General features: G+C 58.8%; 19 protein-coding genes, 1 tRNA gene and 1 riboswitch. Of the genes, 10 read left to right on the forward strand and 10 right to left on the reverse strand.

Annotated elements, in window-relative coordinates:
• Nucleotides 1-372: 372 nt before the first annotated feature.
• A complete protein-coding gene (gene metG, locus C1N84_RS06740; RefSeq protein WP_264442700.1) occupies nt 373-2,406 on the reverse strand; it encodes a methionine--tRNA ligase in 2,034 nt (677 codons plus the stop codon).
• 162 nt (nt 2,407-2,568) lie between these two features.
• Between metG and apbC the strand changes: the two genes are divergently transcribed.
• Entirely contained in the window at nt 2,569-3,681 is a 1,113-nt protein-coding gene (gene apbC, locus C1N84_RS06745) for an iron-sulfur cluster carrier protein ApbC (protein WP_058757266.1), read from the forward strand.
• Between the two features lie 3 nt (nt 3,682-3,684).
• Here the strand turns inward: apbC and C1N84_RS06750 are convergent, their stop codons facing one another.
• Nucleotides 3,685-4,128: a GNAT family N-acetyltransferase gene (locus C1N84_RS06750; RefSeq protein WP_058757267.1), complete on the reverse strand. Its 444-nt coding sequence runs from the start codon at nt 4,126-4,128 to the stop codon at nt 3,685-3,687.
• Nucleotides 4,129-4,418: 290 nt separating this feature from the next.
• Between C1N84_RS06750 and ahpC the strand changes: the two genes are divergently transcribed.
• Together ahpC and ahpF are read left to right on the forward strand one after the other, a co-directional pair.
• Nucleotides 4,419-4,982: an alkyl hydroperoxide reductase subunit C gene (ahpC, locus tag C1N84_RS06755; protein WP_010617942.1), complete on the forward strand. Its 564-nt coding sequence runs from the start codon at nt 4,419-4,421 to the stop codon at nt 4,980-4,982.
• Nucleotides 4,983-5,052: 70 nt separating this feature from the next.
• Nucleotides 5,053-6,621, forward strand: a complete 1,569-nt coding sequence (gene ahpF / locus C1N84_RS06760; protein WP_211727179.1) for an alkyl hydroperoxide reductase subunit F — start codon at nt 5,053-5,055, stop codon at nt 6,619-6,621.
• Between the two features lie 52 nt (nt 6,622-6,673).
• On the opposite strand, the gene C1N84_RS06765 is transcribed toward ahpF, so the two are convergent.
• Nucleotides 6,674-6,871 carry a hypothetical protein gene (locus tag C1N84_RS06765; protein WP_021509295.1) on the reverse strand — a complete coding sequence of 66 codons (198 nt, stop codon included), beginning with the start codon at nt 6,869-6,871 and terminating at the stop codon, nt 6,674-6,676.
• A gap of 345 nt (nt 6,872-7,216) precedes the next feature.
• A riboswitch (TPP riboswitch) is annotated at nt 7,217-7,313 on the forward strand.
• A 33-nt stretch (nt 7,314-7,346) separates the two neighbouring features.
• Here C1N84_RS06765 and thiM point away from each other — a divergent pair.
• From thiM to fbaB, 3 genes are all read left to right on the forward strand, one after another.
• Nucleotides 7,347-8,132, forward strand: a complete 786-nt coding sequence (gene thiM / locus C1N84_RS06770) for a hydroxyethylthiazole kinase (RefSeq protein ID WP_059012818.1) — start codon at nt 7,347-7,349, stop codon at nt 8,130-8,132.
• Nucleotides 8,129-8,929: a bifunctional hydroxymethylpyrimidine kinase/phosphomethylpyrimidine kinase gene (gene thiD, locus C1N84_RS06775; protein ID WP_264442711.1), complete on the forward strand. Its 801-nt coding sequence runs from the start codon at nt 8,129-8,131 to the stop codon at nt 8,927-8,929. Before thiM ends, thiD begins: the two co-directional genes overlap by 4 nt.
• Before the next feature lie 146 nt (nt 8,930-9,075).
• Nucleotides 9,076-10,128: a class I fructose-bisphosphate aldolase gene (gene fbaB / locus C1N84_RS06780; RefSeq protein WP_058757271.1), complete on the forward strand. Its 1,053-nt coding sequence runs from the start codon at nt 9,076-9,078 to the stop codon at nt 10,126-10,128.
• Nucleotides 10,129-10,339: 211 nt separating this feature from the next.
• On the opposite strand, the gene C1N84_RS06785 is transcribed toward fbaB, so the two are convergent.
• From C1N84_RS06785 to C1N84_RS06805, 5 genes are all read right to left on the reverse strand, one after another.
• Nucleotides 10,340-11,026, reverse strand: coding sequence for a GntR family transcriptional regulator (locus C1N84_RS06785; RefSeq protein ID WP_058769948.1), 687 nt, complete (start codon nt 11,024-11,026; stop codon nt 10,340-10,342).
• Nucleotides 11,027-11,125: 99 nt separating this feature from the next.
• Nucleotides 11,126-12,586 (reverse strand): mannitol dehydrogenase family protein, encoded by a 1,461-nt coding sequence (locus C1N84_RS06790; RefSeq protein ID WP_264442716.1) that lies wholly within the window; start codon nt 12,584-12,586, stop codon nt 11,126-11,128.
• Nucleotides 12,587-12,638: 52 nt separating this feature from the next.
• Nucleotides 12,639-13,922 carry an MFS transporter gene (locus tag C1N84_RS06795; RefSeq protein ID WP_058757273.1) on the reverse strand — a complete coding sequence of 428 codons (1,284 nt, stop codon included), beginning with the start codon at nt 13,920-13,922 and terminating at the stop codon, nt 12,639-12,641.
• Nucleotides 13,923-14,073: 151 nt separating this feature from the next.
• Nucleotides 14,074-15,084 carry a Zn-dependent oxidoreductase gene (locus C1N84_RS06800; protein ID WP_136545888.1) on the reverse strand — a complete coding sequence of 337 codons (1,011 nt, stop codon included), beginning with the start codon at nt 15,082-15,084 and terminating at the stop codon, nt 14,074-14,076.
• A 297-nt stretch (nt 15,085-15,381) separates the two neighbouring features.
• A complete protein-coding gene (locus tag C1N84_RS06805; RefSeq protein ID WP_058780335.1) occupies nt 15,382-15,927 on the reverse strand; it encodes a chorismate mutase in 546 nt (181 codons plus the stop codon).
• 230 nt (nt 15,928-16,157) lie between these two features.
• Between C1N84_RS06805 and C1N84_RS06810 the strand changes: the two genes are divergently transcribed.
• Genes C1N84_RS06810 through C1N84_RS06820 form a run of 3 tightly spaced genes read left to right on the forward strand, consistent with a single transcriptional unit; the run spans nt 16,158 to nt 18,435 of the window.
• Nucleotides 16,158-16,793 carry a hypothetical protein gene (locus C1N84_RS06810; protein ID WP_282954590.1) on the forward strand — a complete coding sequence of 212 codons (636 nt, stop codon included), beginning with the start codon at nt 16,158-16,160 and terminating at the stop codon, nt 16,791-16,793.
• A gap of 41 nt (nt 16,794-16,834) precedes the next feature.
• On the forward strand, nt 16,835-17,665 hold the full coding sequence (locus C1N84_RS06815) for a cytochrome b/b6 domain-containing protein (RefSeq protein WP_278706843.1): 831 nt from the start codon (nt 16,835-16,837) through the stop codon (nt 17,663-17,665).
• Complete coding sequence (locus tag C1N84_RS06820; RefSeq protein WP_021509306.1) at nt 17,662-18,435, forward strand: molybdopterin-binding protein; 774 nt, start codon at nt 17,662-17,664, stop codon at nt 18,433-18,435. Before C1N84_RS06815 ends, C1N84_RS06820 begins: the two co-directional genes overlap by 4 nt.
• A gap of 55 nt (nt 18,436-18,490) precedes the next feature.
• Here C1N84_RS06820 and C1N84_RS06825 read toward each other — a convergent pair.
• Nucleotides 18,491-18,566, reverse strand: a tRNA-Asn gene (locus C1N84_RS06825).
• Nucleotides 18,567-18,874: 308 nt separating this feature from the next.
• On the opposite strand from C1N84_RS06825, the gene C1N84_RS06830 reads away from it, so the two are divergent.
• A complete protein-coding gene (locus tag C1N84_RS06830) occupies nt 18,875-19,996 on the forward strand; it encodes a Gfo/Idh/MocA family protein (protein ID WP_394541813.1) in 1,122 nt (373 codons plus the stop codon).
• Nucleotides 19,997-20,128: 132 nt separating this feature from the next.
• Here C1N84_RS06830 and yegS read toward each other — a convergent pair whose 3' ends face one another.
• Nucleotides 20,129-21,028 carry a lipid kinase YegS gene (gene yegS, locus C1N84_RS06835; protein WP_058757280.1) on the reverse strand — a complete coding sequence of 300 codons (900 nt, stop codon included), beginning with the start codon at nt 21,026-21,028 and terminating at the stop codon, nt 20,129-20,131.
• Between the last annotated feature and the right edge of the window lie 183 nt (nt 21,029-21,211).

The following is a 21,211-nucleotide window of genomic DNA, read 5'->3' on the forward strand; positions in this document are numbered from 1 at the left end:
CGCTATCCACTGTCAGCACAAAGCTGCGCTTCTGGAATCATCAGGTGTTTAATGAATTTGAGGCGGTGATAGCGGAGATTTATCGCTGTCTGATGTTAGCGCGATGAGCGCGGTGCGGTTTTCCCCTCACCCCAGCCCTCTCCCGCAGGCGGGAGAGGGGGTAGTCTTATACGGGGTTTTGCTATGTGCAGGTCTGGCTCTGAACCCAACCCCCGCACTCAGCAGTTCCCTCTCCCGCTTGCGGGAGAGGAGGTAGCCTTGTGTGGTGTTTTGCTATGTGCAGGTCTGGCTCTGAACCCAACCCCCGCACTCAGCGGTTCCCTCTCCCGTAAGCGGGAGAGGGTTAGGGTGAGGGCCAGCGCGCACCACCCCTTACTTCACCGGCATACCCGGCTGGGCACCGCTATCCACTGACAGCACAAACAGATCTTTGCCGCCAGGGCCGGCAGACAGCACCATGCCTTCGGACACGCCGAAACGCATTTTGCGCGGAGCCAGGTTAGCGACGATGATAGTCATCTTGCCCACCAGCACCGACGGGTCCGGATAAGCGGCGCGAATGCCGGAGAAAATCTGGCGCTTCTCGCCACCCAGATCCAGCTGCAGACGCAGTAGCTTATCGGAACCTTCTACCAGCTCAGCCTGCTCGATCAGCGCCACACGCATGTCGACTTTGGCGAAGTCATCAATGGTGATGGTCTCGCCAATCGGTGCATCGGCCAGTGGACCGCTTGCCGCCGGCTGGTTCGCCGCCGCTGCGTCCTCTTTCGAAGCCGCAATCAGCGCCTCCACTTTTGCCATCTCAATACGACCATACAGCGCTTTAAACGGCGCTACGCTGTGGTTGAGCAGCGGCTGCGCAATGCCATCCCAGCTCAGTTCGCTTTGCAGGAAGGCTTCTGTGCGTTCGCTCAGCGACGGCAGCACCGGCTTCAGCCAGGTCATCAGCACGCGGAACAGGTTGATACCCATCGAGCAAATCGCCTGCAGGTCGGCATCGCGGCCTTCCTGTTTCGCCACCACCCACGGTGCCTGCTCGTCAACGTAGCGGTTGGCCAGGTCGGCCAACGCCATGATCTCGCGGATCGCACGGTTGTATTCGCGGCTGGCCCAGGCTTCACCGATTTTCTCTGACGCATCAACAAAGGTCTGATACAGCGCCGGATCTGCCAGTTCGCTTGCCAGCTGGCCGTTAAAGCGTTTGGTGATAAAGCCGGCGTTGCGCGAGGCGAGGTTCACCACCTTATTAACGATTTCAGCGTTCACGCGCTGGACGAAATCTTCCAGATTGAGGTCAATATCGTCGATGCGCGAAGAGAGCTTGGCCGCGTAGTAGTAGCGCAGGCTGTCGGCATCAAGATGCTGGAGCCAGGTGCTGGCTTTGATGAAGGTACCGCGCGATTTCGACATCTTTGCGCCGTTCACCGTGACATAACCATGCACAAACAGGTTGGTCGGCTTGCGGAAATTGCTGCCTTCCAGCATCGCTGGCCAGAACAGGCTGTGGAAATAGACGATGTCTTTGCCGATGAAGTGATACAGCTCGGTGCTGGAATCTTTCTTCCAGAACTCGTCGAAATCGATGTCGCCGCGTTTGTCGCACAGGTTCTTGAACGACCCCATGTAGCCGATGGGCGCATCCAGCCAGACGTAAAAATATTTGCCCGGCGCACCAGGGATTTCGAAGCCGAAGTACGGCGCATCGCGGGAGATATCCCACTGTTGCAGACCGGCTTCAAACCACTCCTGCATCTTGTTTGCCACCTGCTCCTGCAGCGCACCGGAGCGCGTCCACGCCTGCAGCATCGCGCTGAAGGATGGCAAATCGAAGAAGAAGTGTTCAGAATCGCGCATCACCGGCGTCGCACCTGACACCACCGATTTCGGCTCAATCAGCTCAGTCGGGCTGTAGGTCGCGCCGCACACTTCGCAGTTATCGCCGTACTGATCGGGCGATTTACATTTCGGACAGGTGCCTTTGACGAAGCGGTCAGGCAGGAACATGCCTTTTTCCGGGTCGTACAGCTGCGAAATGGTGCGGTTTTTAATGAAACCGTTCTCTTTCAGGCGCGTGTAAATCAGCTCAGACAGCTGGCGGTTTTCGTCGCCGTGCGTGGAGTGGTAATTGTCGTAGCTGATGTTGAAACCTGCGAAATCGGTCTCATGCTCCTGCTTCATTTCCGCAATCATCTGCTCCGGCGCGATACCCAGCTGCTGGGCTTTCAGCATGATCGGCGTGCCGTGGGCGTCGTCCGCACAGATGAAGAACACCTGATTGCCACGCATTCGCTGGTAACGGACCCACACGTCAGCCTGAATGTGTTCAAGCATGTGACCTAAGTGGATAGAGCCGTTTGCGTACGGCAGGGCGCACGTTACCAGTAGTTTTTTAGCGACTTGAGTCATAATTTGCGTAGCATTCCGTGAATAAAAAATCGGGCTTAGATGTTAACCGAAGCACCCTCTGGCGTAAACACAGCAGCTCGGCCACGTCACTTTTAGCGCCTATCTGATATGATTGATGGCACACCGCCATCGTCTGGCGTCATGACTAAATAAGGAGTTGGGATGACCGCACAATCCCGGGACCATCATTCACCTGAAGCGTTGCGCGCCGTGGTTATCGGCGTGCTGAGCGAATTTGAGCATCCGACGCTGCAACACAATCTGACTACCCTCAAAGCGCTGCGCCACGTGGCGCTGCTCGACGACAAGCTGCACATTGAACTGGTGATGCCATTTGCCTGGGCCAGCGCGTTTGAGGCGCTGAAAGCCCAGACCAGCGCGGAGCTGCTGCGCCTGACCAACACGCGCGCCATCGACTGGCGGCTGCGTCATGACATCGCCACCCTGAAACGCGTGAAAAATCAGCCGGGCGTCAATGGGGTGAAAAACATCGTCGCCGTCAGCTCCGGTAAAGGTGGCGTGGGCAAATCCAGCACCGCCGTGAATATGGCGCTGGCGCTGGCGGCCGAAGGCGCGCGCGTCGGTATTCTTGATGCGGATATTTACGGCCCGTCGATCCCGGACATGCTCGGCACCGAAAAGCAGCGTCCCACCTCGCCGGATGGCACGCACATGGCGCCGATCATGGCGCACGGTCTGGCAACCAACTCTATCGGCTATCTGGTGACCGACGATAACGCCATGGTGTGGCGCGGACCGATGGCCAGCAAGGCGCTGATGCAGCTGCTGAACGAAACGCTGTGGCCGGATCTCGATTACCTGATTCTGGATATGCCGCCGGGCACCGGTGACATTCAGCTGACGCTGGCGCAGAACGTGCCGGTGACCGGCGCGCTGGTGGTGACCACGCCGCAGGACATTGCGCTGATTGATGCGCGCAAGGGCATGGTGATGTTCGAAAAAGTCAGCGTGCCGGTGCTGGGTGTGGTGGAAAACATGAGCATGCACATCTGCAGCGAATGCGGCCATCACGAGCCAATCTTTGGTACCGGCGGTGCGCAGAAGCTGGCTGAGGATTATCACACCCGCCTGCTGGCTCAGCTGCCGCTGCACATTAATCTGCGCGAAGATCTCGACGATGGTGAACCGACCGTGATTCGCCGTCCGGAGAGTGAATTCACCGCGCTGTATCGTGAACTTGCGGGCCGGGTTGCCGCCCAGCTTTACTGGCAGGGTGAGGTGATTCCGGGCGACATCGCCTTCCGCGCGGTTTAAGCCTTAGCTGCCGCTGGTGCGTGACGCCAGCGGCAGGTGCATCAACACGTACTGACCCTGTTCGCTCTCTCCCAGCGCTTCGCGCTGCCAGCCGTGCTGCTGATAAAACTGCAGCGCCGCTTCGTTCTGGAGCAGACATTTCAGCGCGCCGGTGGAGGTAAAACGCTGCTGCACCGCGTTCAGCAGCGCACTGCCGACGCCCTGGCCCTGAAAGGCCGGATCGACATACAAACTGTGCAAAAAATTATCGTTATCCATCACGCCGGCAAAGCCTGCACGGTGGCCGTCGATCTCCGCTACCAGTACCGTTTCACCGGGGATAATCGCGTCGAAATCTTCCAGCTGCCAGTCGTCGCCGGCCAGCCATGTCCAGTTATGACGGCGCGCCGCGAGATACAGCGTGCGTAAAAAAGGGCGGTCGGCTTCTTCAAAAAGACGAATTTTCACTTCCAGACTCCATGACGAGTAAGCGGGCACGTTTTGTAGCGGCGTTGTGCACGCAGTTGAATCGTGCAGCAAAGATGATTGAATGTTTATAAAAAAATAGCAGTTGCCGCGCGTAAAGATAAAGCCTGTTAACTCTGCAGCTTTTCTGTGTAGAATGCCGCGGCAAGCCGCATCAAATCTGGCGTCGGCACTTTGATAGCTTTTGATTATCTGATTGATAACGTCTGCATATTAGAAGTTGGCCCGAAAATTATGTAGCCTGCATCACATCTTTTTAACGGAGGTCACCCATGTCTATCATCAATACCAAAATCAAACCGTTCAAAAACGCTGCATTCAAAAACGGCGAATTCATCGACGTAACCGAGAAAGACGTTGAAGGTAAATGGAGTGTTTTCTTCTTCTACCCGGCTGACTTCACCTTTGTATGCCCGACTGAACTGGGTGACGTGGCAGACCACTACGAAGAGTTCCAGAAACTGGGCGTAGACATCTACTCCGTTTCAACTGACACGCACTTTACCCACAAAGCCTGGCACGGTTCTTCAGACACCATCGCGAAAATCCAGTATGCGATGATCGGCGACCCGACCGGTGCTCTGACCCGTAACTTCGAAATCATGCGTGAAGCAGAAGGTCTGGCTGACCGCGGTACCTTCATCGTTGACCCGGAAGGCATCATCCAGGCCATCGAAATCACTGCAGAAGGCATCGGCCGTGACGCGTCTGACCTGCTGCGTAAAGTGAAAGCGGCTCAGTATGTGGCTTCTCACCCAGGTGAAGTTTGCCCGGCTAAATGGAAAGAAGGCGACGCAACGCTGGCTCCATCACTGGACCTGGTTGGCAAAATCTAAGTTACCAACGCCCTTTGATCTTTCTTCCATCGGGTGCTGCGGCACCCGATTTTCTTCACAGGAACTCACTATGCTCGACACCAATTTAAAAACCCAGCTCAAGGCCTACCTTGAGAAACTAACGAAACCGGTTGAGTTGATTGCCACACTGGACGATGGCGCAAAATCCGCAGAGATCCGTACTCTGCTGACCGATATCGCGAGTCTGTCTGATAAAGTCAGCTTCCGTGAAGAGAACGATCAACCGGTACGTAAACCATCATTCCTGATTACTAACCCAGGCAGCCACAGCGGTCCGCGCTTTGCCGGTTCGCCAATGGGCCACGAATTTACCTCACTGGTGCTGGCACTGCTGCAGACCGGTGGACATCCGTCGAAAGAGGCGCAGAGCCTGCTGGATCAGGTTGTTGCGCTGGACAGCGACCTGCATTTCGAAACCTATTACTCTCTGTCGTGCCACAACTGTCCGGACGTGGTTCAGGCGCTGAACCTGATGGCGGTGCTCAACCCGCGCATCCGTCACACCGCCATCGACGGTGGCATGTTCCAGAATGAAATCACCGAGCGCAACGTGATGGGCGTGCCGGCGGTTTACCTCAACGGCAAAGAGTTCGGTCAGGGCCGCATGAGCCTGGCAGAAATCGTCGGTAAGGTAGACACCAACGCGGACAAACGCGCGGCAGAAGAGCTGAACAAGCGTGATGCGTATGAAGTGCTGATCGTCGGCAGCGGCCCGGCGGGCGCTGCGGCGGCCATCTACTCGGCGCGTAAAGGCATCCGTACCGGCCTGATGGGCGAGCGCTTTGGCGGCCAGGTGCTGGACACGGTTGACATTGAAAACTACATCTCCGTGCCAAAAACCGAAGGGGCGAAGCTCGCCGGTTCCCTGCGTGCGCACGTTGATGACTATGACGTTGACGTGATCGACACCCAGAGCGCCATCAAGCTGATTCCGGCAGCGAAAGAGGGCGGTCTGCACGCCATCGAAACCGCGTCCGGCGCGGTGCTGAAATCACGCAGCATCATCATTGCTACCGGCGCACGCTGGCGCAACATGGGCGTTCCGGGCGAAGAGCAGTATCGCACCAAAGGTGTGACCTACTGCCCGCACTGTGACGGCCCGCTGTTTAAAGGCAAACGCACGGCGGTGATCGGTGGCGGTAACTCCGGCGTTGAAGCGGCCATCGACCTGGCCGGTATTGTCGAGCACGTTACGCTGCTGGAATTCGCCAGCGAAATGCGCGCCGATAAAGTGCTGCAGGATAAACTGCGCAGCCTGAAAAACGTGGATGTAATCCTGAACGCGCAGACCACCGAGGTGACAGGCGACGGCAGCAAAGTTACCGGTCTGACCTACATCGACCGCAATAACCAGACCAGCCACGAACTGGCGCTGAGCGGTATCTTCGTCCAGATTGGTCTGCTGCCCAACACCAACTGGCTGGAAGGCGCAGTCGAGCGCAACCGCATGGGCGAGATCCTGATCGACGCCAAAGGCGAAACCAGCCTGAAAGGCGTATTCGCCGCCGGCGACTGCACCACCGTGCCGTACAAGCAGATTATCATTGCCAGCGGTGAAGGGGCCAAAGCGTCACTGAGCGCGTTTGATTACCTGATCCGCACCAAACCGGCTGAATAAGTTTTGCGATAGCCACGCAAGCGCCCCGCAACCTGTGTTGCGGGGCTTTTTTTTATCCCAGCCAGCGACGCGCCTGTTCATCGCTGATATCGCGATAATAGATTTTATGGATACGTTCGCCGCAGCGTTTGCATTCGGCTTCGAGGTACGTGGAGTACCTGTAGCGGCCGCCGGGGGCGACGGCGCCCTGACGGGAAATGGTGATATTGTGCCAGTGATGCGCGTGCGGAAGAAAACTGAATAAAGTCATTAGCGATTCCGGGTGAAGGTGAAATAGCGATCTTCAAATCCGGAAGGGAATTAGGCCGTGTTACGCTGCCGGCCGGTTTGATATTAATCAAGTTGCGCGCTTTCTTCTGTTTATTTCCCGCCTACTGCCCCGGCAGATTAAATTAACTATCCTGATGAATTTTAGGGCTTTTAGGAAAATTGATCTCCGTCGATTTGTTTATATTTTCCTGATGATCAAAAAATCATGAAAATTGATGGCGCACGTATTTTTGCTCATCGTTGCCCGGCAAAAAAAGCGCACCCGCCGCAGGATTTACAACTTTAAGCTGACCCTTTATGCTGTGAAGGCATGTCTGACATGGACGTGCATGACTCGGGGTGCCCTTCTTTGTGAAGGCTGAGAAATACCCGTAATACCTGATCTGGATAATGCCAGCGTAGGGAAGTCAGATGCCTGACCGCATTCGCCTTCCTGATTGCCGGTTGGGAGCCTTATGACACAGCCTGACCCTCTTTCCCCGGCGCAACTCGCGCACTCTCTGCAACTGCTGCGGCAGCAGGCACCGCTGGTGCACTGTATGACCAACGACGTGGTGCAAACTTTTACCGCCAACGTGCTGCTGGCGCTGCAGGCTTCACCCGCGATGGTGATTGATGGCGATGAAGCGGCGCAGTTTGCCGGTTTCGCCGATGCGCTGCTGATCAACGTCGGTACCTTAACCCGTGAGCGTCGCGATGCAATGCTGGCGGCGGTACAGGCCGCTAACCAAGCCGGTACGCCGTGGACGCTCGATCCGGTGGCGGTAGGCGCGCTAACCCTGCGTACGGAATTCTGTCAGCAGTTGCTGAGCCTGCGACCGGCGGCCATTCGCGGCAACGCTTCAGAGATTCTCGCCTTAGCCCACCAGGCCACGGGCGGACGCGGTGTGGATAGCGTGCATCAGGCCGATGCTGCACTGAACGCCGCGCAGCAGCTGGCGCAACGCTGCACGACTATCGTTGCGGTAACCGGCGAAGTCGATTACGTTACCGATGGCCGCCAGACGCTGGCGATTCCCGGCGGCAGCCCGCTGATGACGCGCGTGGTCGGCACCGGTTGTGCGCTATCCGCCGTAGTCGCGGCGTGCAGCAGCCTGCCGGGCGAGCGCATCCAGCACGTGGCAGCGGCCTGCCGCGTAATGTCACTGGCGGGAGAGCAGGCCGCGCGCAGCGTGGCAGGGCCCGGCAGCTTCGTCGCCGCTTTTCTCGATGCGCTGTGGACGCTGGAGGTGGCGGCATGAAACGCATCAATGCATTGACCATTGCCGGCACTGACCCCAGCGGCGGCGCGGGTATCCAGGCCGATCTGAAAGCGTTTTCCGCGCTCGGCGCGTACGGCACCAGCGTGATTACCGCGCTGGTGGCACAGAACACCCGCGGCGTGCAGTCGGTGTATCGCATCGAACCGGCATTTGTTGCGGCGCAGCTCGACTCGGTGCTGGACGACGTGCGCATTGACGCTGCGAAAATCGGTATGCTGGCGGAGACGGCGATCGTTGAGGTGGTGGCAGAGAAGCTGAAACGCGCCAGCCTGCCGTTTGTGGTGCTGGATACGGTGATGATTGCCAAAAGCGGCGATGCGCTGCTGTCGCCCGATGCGGTAGCCAGCATTCGTGAACGGCTGCTGCCGCAGGTATCGCTGATCACGCCCAACCTTCCGGAAGCCGCGGCGCTACTGGGTTGCCGCATGGCGCAGGACGAAACGACTATGCTGCAGCAGGGCGATGCGCTGCTGGAACTGGGCTGTGAAGCGGTGCTGATGAAGGGCGGTCATCTCAGCGATGCGGAAAGCCCGGACTGGCTGATCACCCGCGCCGGCCGCCAGCGCTTTACCGCGCCGCGCGTTAACACCCGTCATACGCACGGCACCGGCTGCACGTTGTCGGCGGCGCTGGCGGCATTGCGACCGCGCCATGCGGACTGGGCGGGCACCGTAGCGGAGGCCAAGGCCTGGCTGCAGCAGGCGCTGCTGCACGCCGATTCGCTTGAGGTCGGCCACGGCATTGGGCCGGTGCATCATTTCCATCAGTGGTGGTAGGGCGTAACGCCAGATTGCCGTTTTTTCACTGCGTATCCGTCTGAAAAATGGAGTCAGCAATTTGCCAGCCTGGCGCGTTTCGGTCCAGGCTGTGGGGGCGAATCGGCAGGTGCCGGTTCTTTTCCAGCCATTTATCAGGAGCGAACATGACGGACATCGTACAGTTATTGGGTAAAGAGGCGGATACGCTTCTTCAACATCGCTGCATGACCATTCCAGCGGACAGCCTTTATTTGCCGGGCGCGGATTATGTCGATCGCGTGATGATTGATAACAATCGTTCTCCTGCGGTTCTGCGCAATATGCAGACGCTCTACAACACCGGCCGTCTGGCGGGTACCGGCTATCTGTCGATTCTGCCGGTGGATCAGGGCGTGGAACACTCTGCTGGCGCCTCGTTCGCTGCCAATCCGGCCTATTTCGACCCGAAGAATATCGTCGAGCTGGCGATTGAAGCCGGCTGTAACTGTGTGGCGTCAACCTATGGCGTGCTGGCCTCCGTGTCACGTCGCTACGCGCACCGTATCCCGTTTATGGTCAAGCTGAACCATAACGAAACCCTGAGCTATCCCACGCAGTATGACCAGACGCTCTACGCCAGCGTCGAGCAGGCATTCAACATGGGCGCGGTTGCGGTTGGCGCCACCATCTATTTTGGCTCTGAGCAGTCACGCCGGCAGATCGAGGAAATTGCAGCGGCCTTCGAGCGCGCGCACGAGCTGGGCATGGTGACGGTGTTGTGGGCTTATCTGCGCAACAACGATTTTAAGAAGGATGGGGTGGATTATCACGCCAGCGCCGATTTAACCGGTCAGGCTAACCATCTGGCGGCCACCATTGGTGCCGACATTGTGAAGCAGAAAATGGCGGAGAATAACGGCGGTTATAACGCGGTGAAGTTTGGCCACACCGATGAGCGCGTGTACAGCAAGCTGACCAGTGAGAATCCGATCGATCTGGTGCGCTACCAGCTGGCCAACTGCTATATGGGCCGCGCCGGGCTGATTAACTCCGGCGGTGCTTCAGCCGGTGCGACCGATGTGGCGGAGTCGGTGCGTACGGCGGTGATCAATAAACGCGCCGGCGGCATGGGGCTGATTCTCGGGCGCAAGGCGTTTAAGAAGTCGCTGAAAGAGGGCGTGGCGCTGATTAATGCGGTGCAGGATGTGTATCTGGCAAAGGATGTGACGATTGCCTGATGGTGTGAGGGGCGTTTTTTCACCTTCACCCTTACCCTCACCCTCACCCTAACCCTCTCCCGCGAGCGGGAGAGGGGACTGTTTTGTGCGGGTTTTCAGAGTTAATTATTGAAGACTAGCTGGAACAGCGCCCTCTCCCGGTGGAAGAGGGTCGGGGTGAGGGCATCAAACCGCACCGCATCACACCCCACCGCAAGCTCACCGAACAACACTACGGCCCTTCAAACCATTCGCTGTTGCGCTCGGCAATCGGCGTGATGGTCAGAATCATCTCCTGCAGATGTCGCCGCATCGCCTTCTCAGCCGCATCGGCATTCTTCGCTTTCAGCGCGGCAAAAATCTCTTCGTGCTGCTGAATCAGGCTCTCCGGCGGCGACACTTCGCTCAGCGTCAGAAAGCGCACGCGGTCCATCGTCGCTTTAATGTTCTCCACCGTCTCCCACGCCAGCAGGCAGTCAATGCCTTCGGCAATCAACCGGTGAAACTCATCGTCGAGCGCCAGAAACGCCTGGCTGTCGTGGCGTTCCGCTGCCAGACGCTGCAGCTGCAGATTGTGTTCCAGCGCCATCAGTCCGGTGGCAGCGATCTCCAGCGCGGCGCGGCGAACCACGGCGATCTCCACCGCTTCACGGATGAAACGGCCGTCGGCGACGCGCTGGGCGGAGATTTTGCGCACGAAGGTGCCGCGCTGCGGCAGGACCTGCACCAGGCCGGCTTCCGCCAGTTTGATAAAGGCTTCCCGCACCGGCTGCCGCGACACGTTGAAGCGCGCCGACACTTCTTTCTCCGACAGCAGCGAGCCCGGATGGATCACGCAGGTTACGATATCCTTCCGCAGATAGCGATAAATCTGCTGATTTACCGGTTCGCTGGTGGTTATGGTATAGGCAATCGACATGCAGCAATATCCGTATTACGGCTGGCCGCCGCCAGCCCGATGAGAAAGCGTCAGTCTAATCAGCACGCTGCGTCTGCGCTACACATTTGTGCAGGCGGCTTAGCCTTCTGTGACCAGCGCCTGCACCGTGGCGCGTGCACCGGTAAGCCGCAGCTGCTGATACAGCTCGGTAAGCCGCGTAACAAACACTGAGTGATAACGTAAGTCGTCGCCGAACACCGCCTGCAGGCGCAGTAAGGCCTCAACGCGCTGCGGGCCATCCTCGCTATTGGCAACAATGCTGGCCAGCTGCGCGCTGAGCGGATCGCGAATCTCAATCGCCGCGCCCTGCTCATCGACGCCGCTGATATAGCGCATCCAGCCTGCTACGCCCAGCAGCAGATAATCACAGGCCGTCCCGTTACGCAGATGCCAGCGCACGCTATCCAGCAGGCGCTGTGGCAGCTTCTGCGTGCCGTCGGTGGCGATTTGATAAGTGCGATGTTTAATCGCCCGGTTTTCGTAACGGGCGATCAGCGAGTCGGCATAGGCGACCAAATCAACATCCTGCGTGCGCAGCGTGGGGGCCTGATCCTGCAGCATCAGCGCGCGCGCCGCCTGATGAAAATTCGCATCGGCCATGCAATCGCTGATGTGCTGATACCCGGCCAGATAGCCGAGATAAGCCAGGAACGAGTGGCTGCCGTTGAGCATGCGCAGCTTCATCTCTTCGTACGGCAGCACATCACGCACCAGCTCCGCACCGGCCTGTTCCCACGCCGGGCGGCCGCTGACGAAGTTATCTTCAATCACCCACTGGAAAAAAGGTTCGGCTTCTACCGCCACCGGATCGCGACTGCCCAGCCGCGCTTCCAGCGTTGCGAAAGCCTCATCGGTCATCGCCGGTACGATGCGATCCACCATGGTTGAGGGAAAGGTGAGGTGGGTCTGAATGTAATCCGCCAGCGCCGGGCTGCGACGCTGCGCCAGCTGGGTTATCACATTGCGCGTAACGTGGCCGTTCTCCGGCATGTTGTCACACGACATCACGCTAAACGGCGGCAGATCGCGCTGGCGACGGCGTTCAATCGCCGCCAGGATCACGCCGGGCAGCGAGCGCGGCGCGTCAGGATGCGCCACATCGTGCACGATGTCCGGATGCGTCAGGTCGAGCTGGCCGCTCGACGGCAGCGAACAGTAGCCTTTTTCCGTGACCGTCATCGACACGATGGCGATTTCCGGCTGGCTCATCGCTTCAATCACCGCCTCAATACCGTCACTTTTCGCGTGGAGCGCCTGGGTAATTACGCCAACAATGCGCGTGTGCAGGCTGTCGTCGGCCATTTCGGTCACGCTGTACAGCAAATCCTGCTGGCGCAGAGCGGCGATCAGCGCGCCGCTGTTGAGATTCACTTCGCAGTAGCCCCAGTCGCTGCCGTGCTGCGCCAGTTGGTCAGTGGCCAGCGCCTGATGCGCGCGGTGAAAGGCACCAAAACCGATGTGCACCATGCGGGTTTTCAGCTGGCTGCGGTCGTAAGTGGGGCGCTGTACGTCAGCGGGAAGGCGATCGGGTTGTAACATGCATAATCCTTGTGGCAAACGGGGCGCGCGGCGCCCCGGCAGAGTCATTCGATTAAACGGAAACCGGTTTGTCGCTGGCTTTCGGGCTGCGAATCACAAACAGCACCAGCAGCGCGCCAAGGGCCGCCACCACGCCCGCCAGCACAAAGGCGCTGTCAAATTTGCCGGTGTGCTGCACGATGAAGCCGGTAACGATCGGGCCGATAATGCCGGACAGGCTGCCAATCAGGTGAATAAAGCCGCTGATGCTGCCGACGCGGCTCTTGTGCACCACATCCTGAATAATCGCCCAGTAAATGGCACCGGTGATGTAGAGGAAGAAGATGGAGATCGACATCATGATCACCGCCGAATTCACCTCTTTGATGGTGCCCGCCAGCGCCACACATATCGCTGCCGCCAGCAGCGACACTACCAGCACAATCTTGCGTGATAGCAGCAGCTTACCTGTAATATTAAAGATTTTATCGGAAATCCAGCCGCCCAGCGCCAGGCCAACGAAGCCGACAATCCACGGGATCATGGTAGTGATGCTCATGGCTTTGATATCCAGCCCGTGCGCCTGCACCAGATAGGCCGGGAACCAGCTCAGGAAGAAGAACAGAATGTAGTTGTAGCAGAAGAAGGCGAATGCGGTAACGAGGATAATCGGCTGACGCAGATAGTAGCCCATGCCGTGCGCTTTGCCGTCCGCGTCGATGATATCTGCCGGCTCTTCCGCTTTCAGTTTCTCTACCAGCGCGCGCTCCTGCGCTGAGACGCGCTTACTGCGCGCCGGATTATCGGCGGCGAAGAAGAACCACAGCGCCATCCACACCAGGCCAATCAGGCAGATCACCACAAACGCCGGACGCCAGCCGAAGGAGAGCGCCAGGTAGCCGACAATCGGCCCGGCGACCGCGCCGCCGAGCGGGGAACCGGCACTCAGCAGGCCCATGGCGGTGGCGGCCTGCTTTTTCGGGAACCAGCCGTTGATGGCTTTGTTGGCCGAGGCGCAAATCGGGCCCTCCGCCATGCCGAACAGCACGCGCAGAATCATCATCGACCAGAAACCGGTCGCCAGCGCGGTCATGCCGCAGAACAGTGACCACATGCCGACGGCGGTGCCGAGCACAATCGTCGGGCCGAATTTATCGGTGGCTAAACCGCCAATAAAGTTGAACAGCGCGTAGCCGAAGAAGAAGCTGCCGAAGATCAGGCCGAACTGCTCGGCATTGATCATCAGATCTTTTTCCACCAGCGGCACGGTGAGCGACAGGGCAATACGATCGAGGTAGTTGATCATATAAACCAGGAACAGCAGCAGTACGAGGGTCCAGCGTAGATTCTTCAGCATAGAAACTCCGTTTCCCTGTTCTTCTTCAGACTGCAGCGTCACGGGGAGATGACCTTGATGACCGCGGCGCTGCGCCTGATTTATGCAGGGGATTATTGTTGTGGCCGGCGGGTACGCACCGGCATCAGGGACATCTGGTGTGGCGCATCACTCAATCCATTTGCAGGATCACTTTGCAGCAGGTGCGCGGGTCTTGTTCAAACAGTGTCATGGCGCGCTCGATCTGCGCCAGCGGGAAATAGTGGGTAACCAGTTTTTCCGGCTGGATCAGTCCCTGTTCCAGCCACGCAATCACCTGCGGGAAGCGGTTGCTGTTCAGGCGCGAGGTAAACAGCGACAGCTCTTTGCTGGTCAACGCCTGCTGCGTCAGGCTGCACGGCTCAGCAGAAAACCCGAGCAGGCCAATGCGCGCTGCCGGCGAGGCCAGCGCCGCCGCTTCGGCGAGGATCGCCGGATGGCAGGCGGCGTCAATAATCAGCGTCGGCTGAACGCCTTCCAGCTGCGCCGCCAGCGGGATCTCGCTGTTGTTATACAGGCGATCGGCACCGTTTTGCTGCGCCAGCGCCAGCCGCTCTGGCAGGCGGTCCACCACCAGCACCTGCTGTACGCCGTACACGCCTTTCAGCACCTGAATGGCGGTCAGCCCCATCGGACCGGCACCGTAAATCAGCGCCACATCCTGTGGCTGCGGTTTGAGGAACGCCGTGATATTCGCGGCAATGGTGAAGGGCTCAACCAGGCTGGCGAGTTGGTCGGGAATGCTCGCCGGCAGGCGATGGGCATTTTTGGCTGGTGCCACGGCATACTCACTGAAGCCGCCGTCGCGGTGGACGCCAATCACCTGCAGTGACTGACAGACATTAGGACGGCCAACGGAGCAGGGATAGCAGTGGCCGCAGCTCACCACCGGATCGACCGCCACGCGCTCGCCCAGCCGGCTGGCATCAACGTCCTGTCCGACCGCGTCAATCACGCCGAAAAACTCATGGCCGATCACGCGCGGATAGCGGGCAAACGGATTGTGACCGTGCCAGATGTGCACGTCAGAGCCACAGATGCTGGCAAATTTCACTTTTACCCGTACTTCATCAGCGGCGGGCTGCGGCAGCGCGCGCTCGGCCAGCAGCAGTTTACCCGGTTGTTCAATCACCACACTTTTCATCATTCACTCCTGGCGGGTGGCCTGAAGGCGCGGCACACCAGCAATAACGCGACAGTAATGACGAAAAAATACGCGCAATAATACTACCATACAAGTTACTGTTGCAGAGTTGTGAACGCAATCACAGAGCGGATGGGGTAGTTGCAAAGAGAAGTTTAAGAATGGCGTTGCGGTGCGCCTCACTGCACACCCTGTAAAGTCGTTATCTGGTTTACAGGGTCGCCATTCAGGGCGACCGGAATAAACGCTGCAAAATGACAGGCCTGCTGCGATCGACGGCTCGCTCGCCGCGCAACATTACGGCCGCCGTAACGTCACCGCGCTGAGCGTGCGCCACAATAACTCTTTATCCTGCGATGACACGTTGCGCTGCTGAATGTCGCGCATAAATTCGGCCTTTTGCGGTGCCTGCAGCGTCGCGCCCTGTTTCAATTGCGCGGCAAGCTGCGTCAGAATCGCGTCGCTGTAATGACCAATGCTTTTGCGCACCTCATCCAGCGGACGCGGCTGCCAGTGCGGCTCCGGCGTCGCCAGCCAGTCGGCGCGATAGCGATACTGCACCGCTTTCGCCACATCCATCTGTGCCTGAATAAACGGCTGTACCGTGGCATCGTCCAGGCCCAGCTGACGCGCTTCCGCCAGGGCTTTGTCCAGCACCTTGCGCTCCTGACCCAAATCTTCAATCGGCTGATGATGCTGCGCTTTATAACCCGCCACATCCTTCATGTAAGACAAACGCGTGTTAATAAGCTGGCCCGGCGAAGGACTGCTGAGTTCTGCCGCGGCGGCGGAACAGCTGCAAATCAGCAGCGCTAACGTGGCCGATCGTAACTGCATTTCCATACTGATGCTCCCAATGTTCAACCCAGGCGCTGGATCTGCGCGAGGCTCAGGCTAAGACAAAATAATGACATGACAAAGTACAGGGTGAAAAATTATCTTGTTTTTTAATCTACCAACTAGTAGGTTTGTTTTCCAGCGCCTTTTGCCGCAATGTTATTGCGCTTCAGGTTGAATGATTTCTGGCACAGGGCTGCCGCTGAGGCAGCGCTTATCATCAAAAGGAACACTCCATGACGGTCTTATCACATTACAAACGCCTTTCACTGCTGATTGCCGGTTCACTGCTGGCCGGCGCCACGCTGTCGCCGGCGATGGCGGCAGAGATGGCAGGGCAAAAAGTGCAGGTACGTGGCGTTGTTGAATCGGTAAACGGGCAGCAGCTCACTATCAAGTCACGCGAAGGATCGGAGGTCAGCGTGGCCATGAAGCCAGGCGCGATGGTGTCTGCGGTGGCGAAGGCCAGTATCAGCGACATTAAAAAGGGCGATTACTTGGGCATTGCCTCGCTGCCAAAAGCGGGCGGCGGTGATGGCGCGCTCGAAGTGCTGATTTTCCCGGCGCAGCTGAAAGGTGCAGGCGAAGGCAACTTCAGCTGGGATCTGAAGCCGGGAAGCTCAATGACCAATGCCACGGTCGCCAATAGCGTCACCTCGGTGGACAACAGCGAAGTGACGGTGAGCTATCACGGCCATCAGAAAAAAATTGCTATTCCGGCCGGTACGCCGGTGGTGACGTTGGCGGCGGCCACCCCGGATGACCTGAAACCCGGCACCACGGTGTTTGTTCCTGCCGAGAAGGGCGCCGACGGTAAGCTCACCGCAGGCAATATCATTGTCGGCAAAAACGGCGTAGTGCCGCCGATGTAATCCGGCTCCAGCCAGGCCTCGCCTGGCTGGTAAGGGGCTTGATGATGCAACAGCCTTCACCTTCCCGCAGTAAAACGCTAATCCGTCGTCATTCGCTGCTGGTGCGCGTGACGCACTGGGTCAACGCCCTGTGTTTTGCTGTACTGCTGATGAGCGGACTGCAAATCTTTAATGCGCATCCGCGTCTGTATGTCGGCCTGTATGGCGCGGACCATGAGCAGCCGGTGTTTGAAATCGGCAATCGTCAGCAGCAGGGATTTGTCCGGCTCGGCTCGCTGCAACTGAATACCACCGGCGTGCTCGGTATCTCGAAGCTGGAGGGCACGCTGACGGCGCGCGCCTTCCCCGGCTGGCTGACGCTGCCGTCGTGGCAGGATTTGGGAGCCGGTCGCCACTGGCACTTCTTTTTTGCCTGGCTGCTGCTGTTCAACGGCGTGATTTATCTGCTGCACGGTTTCTGGCACCGGCACTTTCGCCGCGATCTGTTGCCCGACCGTCAGCAACTGGGCGCCCGTCATTTGTGGCAGGAGATTTGCGACCACGCCCGGCTGCGCTTCGCCCGCGGTGAAGCGGCGCGGCGCTATAACGCGCTGCAGAAACTCAGCTATCTGCTGGTGATCTTCATACTGCTGCCGCTGATGCTGCTCAGTGGATTAACCCTGTCGCCAGCGCTGGATGCGGCACTGCCGTTTTTACCCGATCTGTTTGGCGGCCGTCCGACGGCGCGCACGGTGCACTTTGTCACCGCCACGCTGCTGGTGCTGTTTGTGCTGGTGCATGTGGTGATGGTGCTGGTGTCAGGCGTGTTCAATAACCTGCGTTCGATGATCACCGGCCGTTACGCGATCGACAAAGAGGATACCCCATCATGAAAATCGAGCTGTCGCGTCGCCGCCTGCTGCTGGGCGCGCTGTCCGGCGCCGGCGCGGCGCTGCTGAGCGGTTGCGATCAACTGACGCAAAATGACACGGTCAGCGGCTGGCTCAATCAGACCGAGCGGCTGACGCGTGCCAGCCAGCGCCTGCTGGGCGGCCAGCGGCTGGCACCGGAGTTCAGCGAGGCCGATATTTCGCCGCTGTTCCGCGCCAACGGCACGCAAATGCCCGACTCCGACGAGTATGCGCGTTTGCTGGCGAACGGGTTTGCCGACTGGCGGCTGCGCGTCACCGGGCTGGTGCAACAGCCGCTGAGTTTATCGCTCAGCGATCTGCAGCGGTTTCCCAGTCGCACGCAGATTACCCGGCACGACTGCGTGGAGGGCTGGAGCGCGATTGGCAAATGGCAGGGCGTACCGCTCGGACTGGTGCTGGATGCGGCGCGCCTGCGGCCAGGTGCCCGCTATGTGGTATTCCTGTGTGCCGACGAGCTGGAGCAGACGCTGGACGGCAGCGGGCGCTACTACGAAAGTATCGATCTGCAGGATGCGTGGCATCCGCAAACGCTGCTGGCCTACCGTATGAACGATCAGCCGCTGCCGGTCGCGCACGGTGCGCCGCTACGTCTCAGGGTCGAGCGCCAGCTCGGTTACAAGCACGCCAAGTATCTGATGGAAATTAAAGTGGTGGATTCGTTTGCCCAGCTGTGGGGCGGACGCGGCGGCTACTGGGAAGATCGCGGTTACGAGTGGTATGGCGGTATCTAACCGGCAGAACGCAGAAAAGCAAAAAGCCTGCTGTAAAAGCAGGCTTTTCTAAATCTGGCTCCTCTGACTGGACTCGAACCAGTGACATACGGATTAACAGTCCGCCGTTCTACCGACTGAACTACAGAGGAATCGTTTGGAACGGGGCGCATATTATCGGGCAGGCTGTGGCTTGTCAAAGCTCTTTTTCACAATTTTTTCTGACTGCTGAATAAAGCGTCAATTGCCCGACGCGGGCCCGCGCGATGGCGCGAATTAGCGCCAGCACTGCGCCTGATTGTGAGAGATGTCACCAATGCTATGCAAAATTACATTCTGATTTGTCGCTTCTGTCAGATACCTCGCATGTATGATCACAGATATTTCATTTCGCCGTTGTCGCCGCCCAAAACGAAACATATATTCCGTGAAACTCATCCCCGTGAACCGCAGGTGCAGCATGAACAAAGTCAGAATCGGTATGATTGGCAGTGGATATATTGGGCGTTGTCACGCGATTGCCTATGCGCAGGCACCCACGGTGTTCGCCCTGAAGGGCGAGATTGTGCGCGAGATGCTGGCAGAGGTGAATCCGGCGCTGGCGGCGCAGCAGGCGGCGACGTTTGGCTTTACCCGTTCGACGGGCGACTGGCGCGAGCTGGTGCGCGATCCGCACATCGACGTAGTCGATATCTGCGCGCCCAATTTCCTGCACAAAGAGATGGCGCTGGAGGCGATTCGCCACGGCAAGCACGTCTACTCCGAAAAGCCGCTGTCGCTCTCGGTAGCCGATGCGGAAGAGATGGTGCAGGCGGCAGAGCAGGCGGGAGTGAAAACCCTGGTGGGCTTCAACTACATGAAAAACCCTACCAGCCAGCTGGCACGGGAGATTATCGCGCGCGGTGAGATCGGCGAAGTGGTGCACTTTTACGGCACCCATAACGAAGATTATCTGGCGCGCGCGGAGACGCCGCTCGACTGGCACTGCCAGAAAGCGCTGGCCGGTCTCGGCGCGCTTGGCGATCTGGCGGCGCATATCGTCAACATGGCGCACTATCTGGTCGGTGATATTGATGAGGTGAGCGGTGACATGATGACGGTGATCAAACAGCGACCGGATCCCAAGGCGCCGTCACGCCTGCTGTCGGTGGAAAATGAAGATCAGGCCAGCGCGCTGCTGCGCTTTAAAAATGGCGCGCACGGCGTGATTGAAACCTCGCGCATCGCCTGCGGCAGCAAGATGGGGCTGACTTATGTGGTGACCGGCACCAAAGGCACGCTGCGCTACACGCAGGAGCGCATGGCTGAGCTGGAACTGTATCTGCACGATGATCCGGCCGGTCGCCAGGGCTTTAAAACCATTCTCACCGGTCCGGCGCACCCCGATTACGCCAGCTTCTGCGTCTCGGCCGGCCACGGCATCGGTTTTAACGATCAGAAAACGGTCGAGATTCGCGATCTGATCAACGGCATTGCCGCCGGCGATCGCATGTGGCCGGATTTTGCCGAAGGGCTGCAGGTGCAGAAGGTGCTGGAAGCGGTGGCGATTTCCGCCGTGGAGCGCCGCTGGATGAAGGTGTGATGCAGAGCGTCAGCCGCAGACGCACGTAACCGGTCGCCATGAATGGCGACCCTACACGGTGCGTGCAGGGATGGCGAGCCTCACAGGGTGCGCATTTATGCGCACCGGGATAATGCAGGAATTTTCCAATGATTACGCCAGCAACGCACACTGCGGCGGCAGGCGGCAGCTCAGCGCGCCGGGCTGCACCTCAATCACAAACTCGCTGCCGGACAGCGGCTCGCCGTCGAGGTTAAAGGTCATCTCATGCGGTGAACGGATGGTCAGTGACGTCAGCTGTGCCGCGACAATGTTCGGGTTTTCATCGTCGCGCGTCAGCGAGTGCAGCAGCGTTGGCAGCAGCTCCTGAGCGGTTACGATACTGAGATTGAGCTGTCCGTCGTTGATCAGCGCTTCCGGACACAACCGCTGTCCGCCACCGGCCTGACGGCCATTGCCAATGCCAATCACCAGCGCGTCACCCTGCCAGTGAAAGCCCGGTCCGCTGATTTCGCAGCTGTCCGGCTTCAGCGCATCAACGCGCATCAGGCCATGAATAAAATAGGAGACGCCGCCCAGCGCCGATTTCAGTTTCTCCGGCGTTTCCGTAGTGATGCGTGTGCCAAAACCGCCGGTCGCCATGTTGATAAAGTAACGGTCGCCGTTCACCCGCGCCAGATCGATGGCCGTGGCTTTGCCCAGTACCGCCAGCCGCAGTGCCGCTTCCATTTCTGCCGGGATACCGGCGCTGGTAGCAAAATCGTTGGCAGTGCCAAGCGGTAAAATCCCCAGCACCGGCCGCTGCGCTGGCGGCAGGGCGGCCAGCGCGGTGGCAATCTCATTGATGGTGCCATCGCCGCCGCCAGCCACCACGGTTTCCGCCTGCAGCTGCAGCGCTTCCTGCACGTAGCGGTCACCGTCGCCTTTTTCCCAGGTCACGCGCACCGCCAGGTTAAAGCCTTCGTCGCGCAGGGTATTCACGGCGGCACGCAACTCTTCATTGCCTGCGCCTTTTCCATTCAGAATCAGCAAAGTGAGGGGTTTATTTTGCATTATCGCTTCCCTGATGAGTAAGACAGAGCTGTGGTTATAGCATAGCTGCGGCGGGAACTTTATCGGCGAACGATGAAAAAAAGAAAACCCGCACGGGGGAGCCGGGCGGGTGAATGAGGTGGTTCCTGGTACTACCTGCTGTTTGTTGTTACTCGTTAGCAGCAGGCGCGATTCTAAAGCGCG

This window comes from Pantoea sp. SGAir0418 (assembly GCF_043529865.1).